General features: G+C 62.2%; 8 protein-coding genes. 4 read left to right on the top strand and 4 right to left on the bottom strand.

Annotated features, from left to right (window positions below; genetic code table 11):
• Nucleotides 1-83 precede the first annotated feature (83 nt).
• Nucleotides 84-2,720 (top strand): GH116 family glycosyl hydrolase, encoded by a 2,637-nt coding sequence (locus ACG2LG_RS08765; protein ID WP_396258196.1) that lies wholly within the window; start codon nt 84-86, stop codon nt 2,718-2,720.
• Between the two features lie 53 nt (nt 2,721-2,773).
• Here ACG2LG_RS08765 and ACG2LG_RS08760 read toward each other — a convergent pair whose 3' ends face one another.
• Complete coding sequence (locus tag ACG2LG_RS08760; protein ID WP_396258194.1) at nt 2,774-3,421, bottom strand: DUF1080 domain-containing protein; 648 nt, start codon at nt 3,419-3,421, stop codon at nt 2,774-2,776.
• A gap of 39 nt (nt 3,422-3,460) precedes the next feature.
• Nucleotides 3,461-4,825, bottom strand: coding sequence for a Gfo/Idh/MocA family protein (locus ACG2LG_RS08755; RefSeq protein WP_396258192.1), 1,365 nt, complete (start codon nt 4,823-4,825; stop codon nt 3,461-3,463).
• A gap of 394 nt (nt 4,826-5,219) precedes the next feature.
• Here ACG2LG_RS08755 and ACG2LG_RS08750 point away from each other — a divergent pair, with 394 nt between their 5' ends.
• The 3 genes from ACG2LG_RS08750 to ACG2LG_RS08740 all read left to right on the top strand — a co-directional run bounded on the left by ACG2LG_RS08750 (nt 5,220) and on the right by ACG2LG_RS08740 (nt 11,731).
• Nucleotides 5,220-7,208, top strand: coding sequence for an alpha-L-fucosidase (locus ACG2LG_RS08750; RefSeq protein ID WP_396258191.1), 1,989 nt, complete (start codon nt 5,220-5,222; stop codon nt 7,206-7,208).
• Nucleotides 7,209-7,593: 385 nt separating this feature from the next.
• Nucleotides 7,594-11,007 carry a hypothetical protein gene (locus ACG2LG_RS08745; RefSeq protein WP_396258189.1) on the top strand — a complete coding sequence of 1,138 codons (3,414 nt, stop codon included), beginning with the start codon at nt 7,594-7,596 and terminating at the stop codon, nt 11,005-11,007.
• A 43-nt stretch (nt 11,008-11,050) separates the two neighbouring features.
• Nucleotides 11,051-11,731, top strand: a complete 681-nt coding sequence (locus tag ACG2LG_RS08740) for a hypothetical protein (RefSeq protein WP_396258187.1) — start codon at nt 11,051-11,053, stop codon at nt 11,729-11,731.
• A 55-nt stretch (nt 11,732-11,786) separates the two neighbouring features.
• On the opposite strand, the gene ACG2LG_RS08735 is transcribed toward ACG2LG_RS08740, so the two are convergent.
• Nucleotides 11,787-12,419, bottom strand: a complete 633-nt coding sequence (locus ACG2LG_RS08735; protein ID WP_396258186.1) for a response regulator — start codon at nt 12,417-12,419, stop codon at nt 11,787-11,789.
• Between the two features lie 6 nt (nt 12,420-12,425).
• Nucleotides 12,426-14,087, bottom strand: coding sequence for a sensor histidine kinase (locus tag ACG2LG_RS08730; RefSeq protein WP_396258184.1), 1,662 nt, complete (start codon nt 14,085-14,087; stop codon nt 12,426-12,428).

Here is a 14,087-nt window from a genome sequence, read left to right as displayed (position 1 = left end):
AGCAGGCCCAAGCCACCCTCACTCCACGAGAATCGAATCATCCCGAAAATGACTCCGCGAACAGCGGAGACCAAGCTCCATTCATGAACCAAATCACTCGCCGCAGCATCCTTCGCCTCGGGACCCTCTCCGCCACCGGGAGCCTTCTCGGACGCTTCCAGCCTGCGATGGCGGGCCCGTTTACGGGGGGCGATTTCATCAAGCTCGTCCCCGAGGACAAGAAGCTGAGCGCGGAGTGGATTCGCTCGTTGACCGAGCGGGGCGAGCCTGAGTGGTTCAGCGGCGAGGAATTGAAGCACATCGGGATGCCGGTGGGCGGGATCTGCTGCGGTCAGGTCTATCTTTCCGGGGATGGGCGCCTCTGGCACTGGGATATCTTCAATCGCGATGTTGCCCCGAAAAACCGGACCCAGGGTCCCCATTACGCCAAGCCGATGCCGGTCACCTCGGCGGTGGACCTCGGGTTCAGCATGCGGATCAAGGCCGGAGGAAAGGAGACGGTGCGGACTCTCGATGGGACGGGCTTCCCGAAGGTGCGCTTCCGTGGCGCCTACCCGATCGGCTTTGTGGAGTTTCGCGACGAGGAACTTCCGGTGAAGGTGTCGCTGGAGGCCTTCTCGCCCTTCGTGCCGCTGGATGTCGACGCCTCGTCGCTGCCGCTCACGGTGATGCGCTACACGGTGCGCAATAGTTCAAAAGATTCACTGGAGGTATCGATCGCGGGAGCCCTGACCAACCCGGTCCTGATGAATTCCGGCAAGGGCAGCGGGGCGGATTTCGTCAATCGCGTTGCCAAACGCGGGAATTCCCTCTGTCTGCATTGCACGGCGGAAAAGTCGAAGCGGAAAGCCGCCGACTTTGGAGACATGACCCTCGCCGTGCTGGGCATCGAGGGGAATCGCTTTTCATCGGCGCGGATCTCTAAGGAGGCACGCTTCGACGCGGGGCCTGAAACGGCGCGTGGCCCGGCCGATGATCGCCCCAAGGGCATCGTCGGGAGAACCCTGACACTGGAGCCCGGGGCGGAGGCCACGGTGAGCTTTGGGGTCGCCTGGCGATTTCCGAACGCGCCTTCCCCGTTTGCGCGCGTGGGTGACAGCGGTCACTACTACGCGGAGCGATTCGAATCCAGCCTGTCGGTCATGGACCACCACGCCGCCGGGTTCCAGCAGGCTTACGCGCGGACACGTCTCTGGCACGACACCTGGTATGACTCGACGCTGCCGCACTGGCTGCTCGACCGGGTTTTCGTCAACACCTCGACACTTGCGACCAGCACCTGCCTGAGGTTCGCCAACGGACGCTTTTGGGGCTGGGAAGGTGTCAACTGTTGCCCCGGAACCTGCACGCACGTCTGGCACTACGCCCAGTCCGTTGGACGGGTCTTTCCTGAACTGGAACGCATCACCCGCGAGCACGTGGACTACAACCCTGATCGCGCCTTCCAGCGGGACGGTGCGATCTTCTTCAGGGCCGAGGGAGGAAAACCGAAGTGGGACCAGGCCGCCACCGATGGTCAGTGCGGCACCATCCTGCGCGTCTACCGGGAACACTGCATGTCCGCAGACAGCGCTTTTCTGAAGAGGCTCTGGCCTCGCGTGAAACAGTCGGTGGAGTTTCTCATTCGTGAAGACAGCGATGGCAACGGCGTCCTCGAAGGAGCCCAGCACAACACGCTCGATGCCGTTTGGTATGGCCCGGTTTCCTGGTTGAGCTCGCTCTACCTGGCCGCGCTGCGGGCGGCAGCGGTCATGGCCCGGGAGATGGACGACGAGGACTTTGCGCAGAGGTGTGATCGACTCGTGGAGAGTGGGATGCAGTGGATCAGCGAGAACCTTTTTGACGGGGAGTATTTTTACCACAGGCGCGATCCCGAGCATCCGAAGGCGATCGGCGCCGGCATTGGTTGTCACATCGACCAGGTGATGGGCCAGGGCTGGGCGCACCAACTCGGGTTGGACCGCGTCCTGCCCGCCGACAAGACGCAAACCGCACTGAAATCACTCTGGCGCTACAATTTCACGCCCGATGTCGGACCCTACCGCAGGCAGTACAAGGGCGGACGTTGGTACGCGATGCCGGGCGAAGCCGGCCTGATCATGTGTACTTTTCCCAAGGGTGGTGAGCGTGAGGCCCGCGGCGGCAATCCGAGGCACGGCTTCGCCGGCTACTTCAATGAGTGCATGAACGGCTTCGAATACCAGGCCGCCTGGCACATGATCGCCGAGGGGCTCGTGCAGGAAGGCCTGGCAGTGACACGCGCGGTCCACGACCGCTACCATCCCTCCAGGCGCAACCCCTACAACGAGATCGAGTGCAGCGACCACTACGCCCGCTCGATGGCCAGCCACGGGGTGTTCGTGAGCCTTTGCGGATTCGAGCACCATGGGCCGAAAGGCCATCTCGGCTTCGCGCCCAAGATCACTCCAGAAGATTTCCGCGCCCCCTTCATCACTGCGGAAGGCTGGGGGACTTTCACCCAGCGGCGGGTCGATGGCTCACAGGAGGCCACTCTGGAGCTGAAATCCGGCAAACTCCGCCTCGTAACCCTCTCGTTCGTCACGGGAAAACCCGGGCCCCACCGCGCGGAGGTGAATCTCGGCGGACGAAAGCTTGGCACCGTGTCTGACAGCGATGGCGAGTCGTTGACCCTCCGCCTTCAAGAGCCGGTGGTCCTTGAGACGGACCAGGAACTCAAGGTCGAGATCGTCCATCCCTGAGACGGTCGGACGAAAGTTGAGATGGATCGGGCAAGCCCGGGTTGAGTCGGCTGCTAAAGCTTCTTGAGCCGGATTCCGCGCCACGAGACCCGACGCGGGGTGCCGTCGTAGTCCCGGATGCCGTGGACCTGGAGTCCGATGGCACCGCTCGGATACCGTTTGTGATCCTCCTCGCTCACCGAGTCGTTTATGAGGATTCCATTGATCCACGTCTGGATCCGGGGACCTTCAACCCGGAGTTTCACGGTGTTCCACTCGCCGTTCTTCGCGGCATTGTTTCTAACCAGTTTGTCTTCGGGGGTGATCCACGCGCCGCCGCCCTGTCGGAAGATCAGGCCGGACCGGCCGGGTGACTTGGTGAGTTCGATCTGGGGGCCCTTAAGGGTGTTGACCCGCTCGCGGCTCGGAGTGCGTTCGGAGCGGAACTGCACGCCGGAATTGAGATCGAGGTCGTGGAGCTTGTATTCGAAGACCAGTTCGAAGTCGCCGTAGTCCTCCTTGGTGACGAGGAAGGTCGTCTTCTTTGCGCCGCTTCCGGTGATCGTGCCGTCCGCGGCTTCGAAGACGGCGTCGCCACCGGTTTTGGACCATCCCTCGAGGGTCTTGCCGTCGAACAGGTCGATCCATTCTGGTTCTTCGCCTTGGAGCGGACCGACGAGAAACAGGAGGCAGGGAAGGATGTTTGTTAGGCTTGCCTTCATAGAGATGACGCAATGGTGGCGGAGGGATGTCCGGGGGCTTCAGTCTTTCCAAAGATCGACACCGTAGTCCCAGCCTGGCCGCACGGGTGCCTTGACGTAGGGGTCGAGTGAGGTGTCTTCGAAGGTCAGGGTTTCGGGTTGGTAGCGAACCTCCTTGCCGCTCCGCATGGCAATGGTGCCGAGGATCACGATCTCGGTCAGTGGTGCGGCATAGTCGAAGTCCGAACCGGGCTTCTCGATCTCGCCGCGAATTGCGGCGAAGAGTTCCTTGATGGGTCCGCCGACGGCCCGTGGCAGAGTCTTGGCAGGAAGATTCCTGCGGATCTCGTCCCAGTTCTCGAGCATCCGGGGGCTGGTCGGGCGCATCCCGGGAGACACGATGGTGTTCTTCTCGCCGACCAGGAGACAGCCTCCCGATCCGTCCATCTTGCCGCCCTTCAGTGAATCCGGAAGCCGCGGCAGGTGGCCGCCCTCATACCAGAAGACCTTCAGGTTCGGTTTTCCGCCGCCGCGCGCGAACTCGTAGATGTAGGTCATCGCCTCGGGTCTGGGCGTCTTCCCTCCGGATTCCTTGCTGAAATCAATGCTCTTGTCGGTGCGCACCGAGACCGGCATGCCGAGCCCGAGGGCATAGACCGGAATGTCGAGCGTGTGACAACCGATGTCGCCGAGCCCACCGAGTCCGTAGTCCCACCACCACCTCCAGCCGGAAGGGACGAGACCCTCGAGCAGGCGTTTCTCCGGAACCGGCCCCTGCCAGAGATCCCAGTCGAGGTGGCCCGGCACGGGAATGCCGGGCAGGTCCTTGAAGCGTTCTGCGTTGGTGTTGTTCTTGGTGGTCCGGTTGGTCCAGGCGTGGACCTCCACGATCTCGCCGGCGAGGCCGGCCTCGTACCATTCGCGGATGTATCGCATGCCCTCCATCGTGTGGCCCTGGTTGCCCATGACGGTCGGCACCTTGAACTCGTGGTATGCTTTTCGCAGGGTCCGCGCCTGCCAGAGGTCATGCGTCAGCGGCTTTTGCGTGTGGACCGCGATGCCACGCTGCATCGCGTCGTAAGTGGCCGCGAAATGAGTGTGGTCGGGGGTGCTGACGATGACGGCGTCGAGCTCCTTCCCGTGGGCGTCGAGCAGCTTGCGGAAGTCGGTGTAGCGCTTGGCGTCGGGGAACTTCTTGAAGCCCGGTTCGCCCTGCTTCGCGTCCACATCGGCGATGGCAATCACCTGCTCGCGCGCGCAGTCGTTGTAGGCGGTCTTTGCGATCCCGCCGGCCCCGATCAGGGCGACCTTGAGCTTGCGGTTCGAGGAGCGCTGGGCCCATGCCCGGTGATTGCTGATGAGGGTGCCGCCTCCGGCCAGCAGGCCGGTGCGGAGGAAGTTACGGCGTGGGATGGATTCGATCATGGTGGGCGCGAGCGCAGGGAACGGGTGGTCGATTCGATGGCTGGTGAAGGATGGTGTGGATGACTGGCTGTTGGGAATCTCTGGAATCCTGGCCCCGGCTCCCGAAAGGTCCGGGATTGTCGCCAGCCATCGACACGTCGAGGACAACAGGGCGGCGGTTCGGTCACAAGTCCCCAGAGTGGGGACACGGTCGGCCCCGGGCATCGGGTCTCAGCGCTTCTTCGCCGTCTGAAGGATTCCAGCTCTTCAAGAAGATTCACGGCTTGTCCCCGCTTTGGGGACTGGTGGATGAACCCCGCATTCGCGTGAATGAGCGGCAGCTTGAAGAGTTGATCCCGGTCCGGTTTCTTTCGGGGCGGGGGAAGGCAACTTGAGAGATTTCAGAGTTGGAGCAATGAACGCGAGTAGGGTCGAACCGGCAACCGCTAGCGCCCAGCCGAACCACCCCGTGGGCTTCATCGTTTCACGGACGAGAAGCTTCACCACGAGGCTTGTGGCGCTGGTTCTCTGCGCCGCCGGCTTTGCGTCGAGCCTTGATGGCAGCGACAAGCCCCACCTCCGCACAGACTACGAGGCCCCTGCCTACACCGAAGCCAGCGCCGACAAGATGCGGTGGTTTCGCGACGCGAAGTTCGGGTTGTTCATCCATTGGGGGGTCTATGCGGTTCCTGCGGGATTCTGGTCCAAGGACAACACCTTCGAGGGCTGGAAGAGTGGCAAGGACCTGCATAGCCCACATGCCTACAGCGAGCGCCTCCTCCACGCGACCGACATGCCCCTGGGCGAGTACGAGAAGATTGCGCAGCTCTTCGACTGGTCAGGCTTTGATGCGCAGAAGATCGTCGATCTCTGCCACGCGTCCGGTCAGCGCTACATCGTGATCACGACCAAGCACCATGACGGCTTCGCGATCTGGCCGTCGCAGGCCAGTGCATGGAACATCCGCGATGCCACCCCCTACGGTCGTTCGTCGGGGCGCGACCCCCTGAAGGAACTTGCTGATGCCTGCGCCAGGACGAAGACCGACGGGCCTTTTGAGGTCAGGCTCTGCTTCTACTATTCGCATTGTGCCGACTGGTGGGAAAGGGACGCAGCCAGCTTCGGTTACGAGCCCCATCCCGATCCGACACCCGAGGTCTTCCAGAGCTACCTGGACCGCAAGGTGAAGCCTCAATTGACCGAGTTGCTCACGGGCTACGGCGATATCGGGATGATATGGTTTGATGTCCCCCGGATCATCACCCCGACCCAGGCCCGGGAACTCGCGGAGCATGTCAACCGCCTGAGCCCGAACACCATCATCAATGGCCGGCTGGGCAGGGGACTCGGCAACTACCTGAATTGCGGGGACAACGGCGACATCGGGATTCCGGTCGAGTATCCCTGGGAAACCGGGAGCTCGATCAATCACAGCTTCGGATACCACTCGGGAGACCATGAGCACAAGGAGCCGGCGTGGATCATCCGCAAGCTCATCCGCACCGCAGCTCACGGCGGCAACTACCTGCTGAACATCGGGCCCAAGGCGGATGGCACGATCGCCCGGGAGGACATGGAGACCTTGACCGAGGTTGGCAAGTGGACGTCGGCGAACCGCGAGGCTGTTTTCGGGACCCGCCAGACGCCGTATACCGGCGAAAGCTCGGTGCAGCATCCCTGGGGCACCTGTACCCGGAAAGGCGGCGACCTTTTTCTTATCGTGACGAATTGGCCCTCAAGCGGCGAGGTGTCCCTGCCCCTCCTCCGCAACGAGATCGAGGCGGTGACGGTTCTCGAGGGCGAGGTCCGCAAGCAGCTCCCCCATCGGCGAAATCGTGATGCGAGCGGCAACGCCACGATCATCATCGATGTTTCCGGGGTGACAGCTCATCCGGTCGCGACGGTGATCAGGCTGGAGACGGACGGGGACGAAATCCGCCTGGACCCCTTCAGGCACGCCTACGATCCCGAGTCCAAACGGATCTCACTTGCTCCGGCGAACTTCCAGGCCTTTGCGAGCAACATCAAATCGCTCAACCTTTCGTATGACCCCGAAGCGGACGCGATCGTCAACTGGCGCTACAACAAGGGGAGCGGAGCAACGGTGGCGTGGACCTTCGAGGTGCCGGAATCGGGGGAGTATCGGGTACAGATTGAGTATGGCTCGATCAAGCGTGCATCCGGCATCCCGATCGACCTGCTGGTCGATGGCGAGCGCAGCCTTAGCTTCGACGTGACCCACCAGAAGGGCTGGGACAAATACGAGAAGGCGGCGGTCGGCACGGTCCGGTTCGAAAAGGGTCGGCACGACCTCGCGCTCGATCCACAGCGTTCGGATGTCGATAGCGTCTGGATCATGCAGCTCAAGGGACTCACCCTCACGAAACAGGAGAAAGAGGGCTGATCCCGACAGTTTGAACTTTGGCCCCGGCCTCCTTGGGGAAAACAGGGCACCGGGTCGGTCACAAGTCCCCAGATCGGGCGCGACCGGCGCGAGGCGCGCTGTCCCCCATTTGGGGACTTGTGGAGGGCAGAGGGAATTGTTGATTTCAAATACTTAAACCTCTGGCTCAAGCGCCGAGCTTGTAATCTTCCGGCGAATACTCCGATCCCGTTCAAACCCTCCATTCGACAAACCCATCTTCATCAATGCCAAAGACAAGACGGTAGTCCAATCCGCATCCGGCATGGGCTCTTTCGGGTCTTGCTGCGCTGCGGTTGGGTTTCCTCGAAAAGGCGCTGATCGTCTGCGTCGTTCAGGGTTCGCCCTGGTGGTCACCGTGTCGCTCATGGTGCTCCTGGTGCTGCTGGTGATCGGACTCCTGTCGCTCTCGTCGGTGGCCCTGCGGAAGTCCTCAAATGCCATGGCGATGGCCGAGGCCCGGGCCAATGCCCGAGTGGCTCTGATCGTCGCCCTTGGCGAACTGCAAATGCGGGCTGGGCCGGACACGCGGGTTACGGCACCTGGCGACATCATTGACGGGGGCTCTTCAACACTGACCGGGGTCTGGCGCAGTTGGGAAGGCAAGGATCATGAGACAGACGGAAGATTCGCCGGACGTCCGGTCACTCCAGACTATGGCGCCAAAGAGCGGACGGAAAGCGATGGTGGACGGTTCCTTTCGTGGTTGGTTTCAGCGGCCCGGTCCACAACTTCCATCGAAGACGCCGCCAAATTGACAAGTGCAACGGCTTCCGAGACTTCCGTTCCATTGCTGTCTACAGGAACTCTTTCGGCGGGCAGCGAGCGTGAAGTGCACGTCACCCCGGTGCCTGTCTCAAGCCGTGGCGCGATGGCTTGGTGGGCCAGTGGCGAGAACCAGAAGGCACGGTTGCCGAAACCGTACGAACCGCATGGCGACACGATCTCTGGGTGGGTTGGCATCGCCAACAGCCATGCGGTTGCCGACCCGAGCCCGTTCGGATTGGATCCGTTGCTGGTTGATCCGGACCCGGCGGAGAAGGCGATCAGCCTCAACACGGTCGGCCTGCTCAGGACGGAGGGCGATGCCGAGCCGGACGAATTTTTCCACGACTTATCAACTTCATCCGTCGGACTGCTGACCAACACCGCCACCGGCGGATGGCGCAAGGACCTTTCGCTACTGAGCGAGAACTGGGGCCGCCAACCGAGAACCGGCTTGCCGCTTTTCAGGATCTCCCCGGACCGCGACTCGCAGGCGGTCATCCCAACCCGGATGGATCCGGTGCCCGACGGAGCAATGGTCTATCCCTGGGCTGCCTATCGGGGCTCGCCGGGCGAACACCCGATCTTTCGAACAGGAGCCTCGTCAAGCTGGGCGCATCTGATCGACCATGTGACGCACTACAAACGGGTATCGATCGGCTCCACAGGTCGGGCCAGCACTTCTCTGCATTCGGTGTCTGTCTACGACGGAGCAAATACCCACGATTATCATCACAAGATTCGGATCCTTCCCGTAATCGCGCGAATTCAATGGGTGTTTTCCCACGGAGCCCAGGAGTTGCCACCCGCCGAGGAGGGCGCCGAACCGCTGTATGAGCCACGTCTTCACCTCACTCCGGTCGTTACCCTATGGAACCCCTACAATGTCGCGATAAGCTGCCCTCCAAACTTTCGACTACAGATGCCGGTCACCTTGCCGACCGCCTTCCGGTATTCCTTCGATGGTCAGAAAAATCCCGACTACAACGCGCTGACCACAGCGTTGAACAACCAACCTCCGCTGTCTTGGTTCGGAGAGGAGACTGTCGGACGTGAAAGGGTTGATTTTCTACTCCGGATCGCTGCGCCCTTCAATCTCATTCCTGGCGAAACGCGGTTATTCAGCCCGAAATCGACCAACCCGGTCAAACACAGCCGAGCCCAGCTCAATCTCGGGCCAGGCTATCGGCCCGGGGGCGGCTACTACTTCCAGGTAAGAGGTGCCCGGGGCGAATCACCGTTGAAGCTTCCGGGATCGACACGCATCAAGGCTGATGCCCGTTTCGACACCAAGGACCGATACAGGGAAGTGTCCCATGTGGGGGTCTACCTGGATCTTCAGAGGGAAGACAAGAAGAGCCATCTCGCTTACCGGATGTTCTTCACCGAAGACACGGCGAACGCTGTTTATTCCCCACTCTCAGATATGGCCGAAACGTCGCTGGAGGCCTGTTCAGGCAATCCGCTTCCTTTCCTCTCGGCCGTCTTTGGCGCGCGCACTGCCAGCAGCACACACATGGCCACGAAGGGCTTCATTCAGTCTAACCCCATGGTCAATCACGCGAGAATGCGCAGAACAGGGGATTTCTACTATGGCCAAACGCACCCGGTGAATTCGCCCTCTGACTTCAGCTTCGTGAAGCATGCTCCGGGTGGCGACAGCCTGCTGCCGAACGTCGGCGACACGACCAACCGCAGCTACATCGTCACCGGCTTCAGCAAAGCTGATGGTCTTGCGCGCTGCGTCATCGCCGAGCTTCCGCTACTGCCTCTCGCGTCGCTGGCCGAGCTGACCCATTGGGACGCCCGCTTTGACAATCCGGCCCCACCCTATTCGCTCAACCAGGTCGCCAATTCCGACGCATCTCCACTCATTCAGTCCGACGCCGTTCTCAACAGCAAGGATGCTGGGGAAGCCATCAACCGGCAGAACGACGATTCATATTGCATGAATCATCTGCTCTTTGACGACTGGTTCGTCTCGTCAATCGCGCCCGATTCGCGGCTACCGGGCAGCGCAGGACGCGGTTTGGAGGCAGTCCATGCCGACTTCCTCACCGGCACCCGGCCACTGGTGAACCGCGCCTACCGCCCGATCCTGGCTGACATGGTGTCTTCCGCCGAGGAGGCCGCGGAGATATACAGCGAGCACGTCGAGCCTGCGGATGCATGGAAAACCATCGCGGCGAGGCTTGAGGTGGAGGGAATGTTCAACGTGAACTCCACCTCGGTCATCGCATGGCGCGCCCTGTTGGGACACGCGAGAGACCAGAAAGTGCCGCACATTCGTGGGGCCGCTCCCGATTGGGATATCGGACTGTCGGCAGAATCAGATCACATTTTCAACCGTTTCAGTGTGGCGGCGGACTCCGAGGCCGGAACCATCGGCGACTCGGGTGCGTTTCCCGAAGCGACCCAATTCGCCGGTTATCGCACGGTGGATCCGGAGTTCATCGATGCCATGGCGGAGGAAGTGGTCAGCCAGATTCGTCTTCGGGGCCCTTTCCTCTCGCTTTCCGAGTTCGTCAATCGCCAGCTTTCCTCTGGTGACCTCGCACTCGCCGGCACCATTCAAGGCGCCTTGAATGCGCTTTCGAAGCAACCGGCTCTCGACCCCTTCGCCCATCTCAAAGCTCTCTCCACGGTTTCCATCGGCGACCCACCGAATGTGGCAGGACACGACGAGGGCTATCAGTTTCGCAAGGCTGTGGAAGGGCACAGCGCCTACGGCATGCCTGGGTGGACCCGTCAGGCTGACATCCTACGACCGCTCGCCCCGATCCTCTCCGTCCGGGACGACACTTTCACCATCCGGGCCTACGGTGATGCCCGGGACGCCGCCGGAAGCGTGATCGCGCAGGCATGGTGTGAGGCTACGGTCCGGCGGATGCGGGACTATGTCGATCCGTCCGATGAAGCCGACCGCTTCGAGGCTCCCGAACGGGAGATCAACCGCCGGTTCGGGCGACGCTTTGAAATGGTCTCGTTCCGCTGGTTGTCCCCCAAGGAGGTGTGATTTCCGCCGGATCCATGGGGCCTGACAGAATCTTCCGACATCCATGAAGCACAGCATCCTGTTGGCCTTAATTCTTCCCCTCACTGCGGTGGAACCATCGGTGCGCACCTGTCGTATCCTATTCCTCGAAGCGCCCGCCTCGGCACCGACCTCGTTGTTTCTTTTCGATGGCAGCGAATCCCGCGAGGTCGACTTGCCGCGGATGAACTTCTCAAAAGTGTACTCGTTGCCTGCGGGTGCGCTCAGGTTGCACCTGCTTTCAACCGCTCTGGACGACCCCGAGCAGCTTCCGGACGGAGCTCCGTGTGCCAAGGTTTCGGCCGGCGTCACCGATTTCTACCTTCTGCTCACCAGCGACCCGGAGAACAAGGTCGCCCCCGTGCGCATGCAGGCGATCCATGCCGGCAGCGATCGGCTCAAGCGGGGACAGATGCTCTGGTTCAATCTGACGAGGAACACGATCGGCGGCACCGTCGGATCGGAGAGGCTCGTCGTTCAACCCGGAGCCCGCACCGTCATCGACCCTCCGGCCCGCGGCAACGAACGCTACCAGGTCGATCTCGGGTTCCGTATTCCCGACGAGGATCACCTCTACCCGCTTTGCGAAACGAAATGGATGCACGACCCACGAAGCCGGAGCGTCGCCTTCATCATCCCGAAGGCCGGCATCCGGACGCCCCGCGTACTGGTCTTTCCGGACTTTCGTGATGACGAGCAACCCTGATCGGGGGAGAAGCTCGCTCCCAAGCGTGGGTTCCGCTGACCCGGACCGGGCATGGTCAGGCGCGGTACTTGATGATCGCTTCGACCTTGCTCCGGACATGGAGCTTCTGGCAGATTCGCTTCACGTAGGTGCGGACCGTTTCGATCGTGATGTCCAGTTCGTCCGCCACCTCCTTGTAGATGTAGCCGGAGGCGAGCAGGCCGAGAACCTCGTGCTCCCGAGCCGATAGCTTCTGATTCTCGTCCTCGATCTCGCGGTCCTTCCGAAAATGCTGGGCGACCTTGCGCGCGATGTGGCTTGAGAAGGGAGCGCCGCCCGAGAACACGTCGCGGATGGCGTTGAAGATGTCGTCCGGGCTGCTGGTCTTGAGAAGATAGCCGCTCGCACCCTCCTTCAAGGCCCGGAAGATGTTGTCCTCCTCGTCGTAGGCGGTCAACATCACCACTTCCATTTCGGGATGGCCCTTTTTCAATTCCCGGATGCAGTCGATCCCGGATCGGCCCGGCAGTTTGATGTCCATGAGGACCACGTCGGGCGGATCGCAGGGGATGCGGGAAAGGGCCTCCTCCCCGGACGAGACCGCGTACAGGCATTCGATGTCGTCTGGACGCTCGAGGATCTTCACGAGTTGCTCCTGCAGGCGGAGGTCGTCCTCCACAACGACCACGGTTTTTCGATGGAAAGCCATGAGGTGCTATCGTTCTCGCATGAGGACCGGCGCTGTCAACACGACTCGCAGGCCGCGGGGATCGAGATTCGAGATGCCACATCGGCCCCCGATCGACTGCATGCGCTGGCGCACGCTCTCGAGGCCGCTCCCTCCGGGGTCTCCCGGGGGGCTTTCCGCATCTTCCCGGATTCCCACGCCGTCGTCGCTGATCGACACACTGAAGCTGCCCCGGTCGATCCGGATCCTGATGAGAATTTCGGATGCTTCCGCGTGGCGCAGCGCGTTGTTCACCGTTTCCTTGACCGCGAGGGAGAAGTTGTGGCGGAACTCGTGGCTGATGGGGTGGTTGTGCTCGAGACCGGCATCGTCGATCCGGCAGCGGATGCCGGCGAGCCGGCAGAGTTCGCTGACGAGGCGGCACAGGTAATTGATCAACGATTCGAGGTCGCTGTTTCTCGGGTTGAGCATCCAGACCGATTCCGAAAGGGCACCGACCAGTTCGCCGGTGAGTTCGCGGATCTGGCGGAAGGCCGCCTGCGACTCGGGATCGGCGGTGACGGCCTCCGCGTTGGCCCCGACCAGGGAAATGTGGGAAAGACGGGTGCCAAGGTCGTCGTGGAGGTCCCGGGCGATGCGGAGCCGCTCGTCGGAGAGCAGCTGGGCGTGCCGGAGTTGGCGTCTGATTCTTCGCCGGACGAGAGCCCGGGCCCAGAGCCCGACGAGGCTCCCGACTCCCGCGAGGCACCCGAGCCAGAACCACCATTTCTTCCAGAACACGCCGGGGACATCCACCACGAGGACCGAGGTTCGTCCGGTGGGGATGCCGTCGATCGAGAGCTCCTCAACGAGGAAGCGGTAGTCGGCGGCCGGAAGCCGCTCGTAGTCGAGCTCGAAGGGGCCTCCGAGTCCCACCGAATAGGCTTCCTGCCATTCGACCTCGATTTGCTCACCAGGCCGAAGCGCCGGGAGTTCGTAGTGCCCGCTCGCGATGTCGGCGTGCGCCTCGAGGTCGTCGTCCACGATGACCAGGGTCGGCGGCGAGTCGCGCTGGCCGTCCGGATGAATGATGGAACCCATGGTGGGCCGACTTCCGGCCTTGTTCCAGCGGATCGGGCGGGAGTCCGGCCCGAGCGCCTCGCGCATCAGCCATCGCTCCGGTCGGTCGGTGGTGGGGAGGGAACGGATCGTGATACCACGGATCGCGATGACGCCGACCGCGCTCAAAGGACCGGAGGAGGAAACCGCCACCGAGAGGTATTCGGCGCTTTCGGGGACTCGAAGGGTTTCCTTGCGAGAAACGAAGGCGAAGGGGGCTTCCGATCCGCTCCAGCCTGGAGTTGCGTGCTTGGCGGGGAAGTCATGATGAAGAATCCGGTTCCCTTCCTTGTCGATGAAGCGGACGACGAACATCATGGTTCCGCTTCGCTCCTGCCACACCTTGTCCGCCCCCTCGAGGCGGTAGCGCACTCGCAGGCTGGCCGGGACAACCTGAAACTGGAGGGAGGACGCGTTCAGGGGAGCGAGCGCGATTTCGTCCTGCGGGACCAAACGGGTTTCGTCGGCGAATGCCTCGATGGTGGTCGATGGAGTTTCTCCCGTCGCCGCACCGGCGAGCACGACGATCCCCATCGTGCGCAAAAGGGCAGCGAAGAAGGAGGAGCCGGTGGTGGTTGCGGTTCGTGACAC

This window comes from Haloferula sp. A504 (genome assembly GCF_044385805.1).
GTDB lineage: Bacteria > Verrucomicrobiota > Verrucomicrobiia > Verrucomicrobiales > Akkermansiaceae > Haloferula.
The sequence above is the reverse complement of the archived record's forward strand: the minus strand, read 5'-3'. Positions and strand labels throughout refer to the sequence as shown.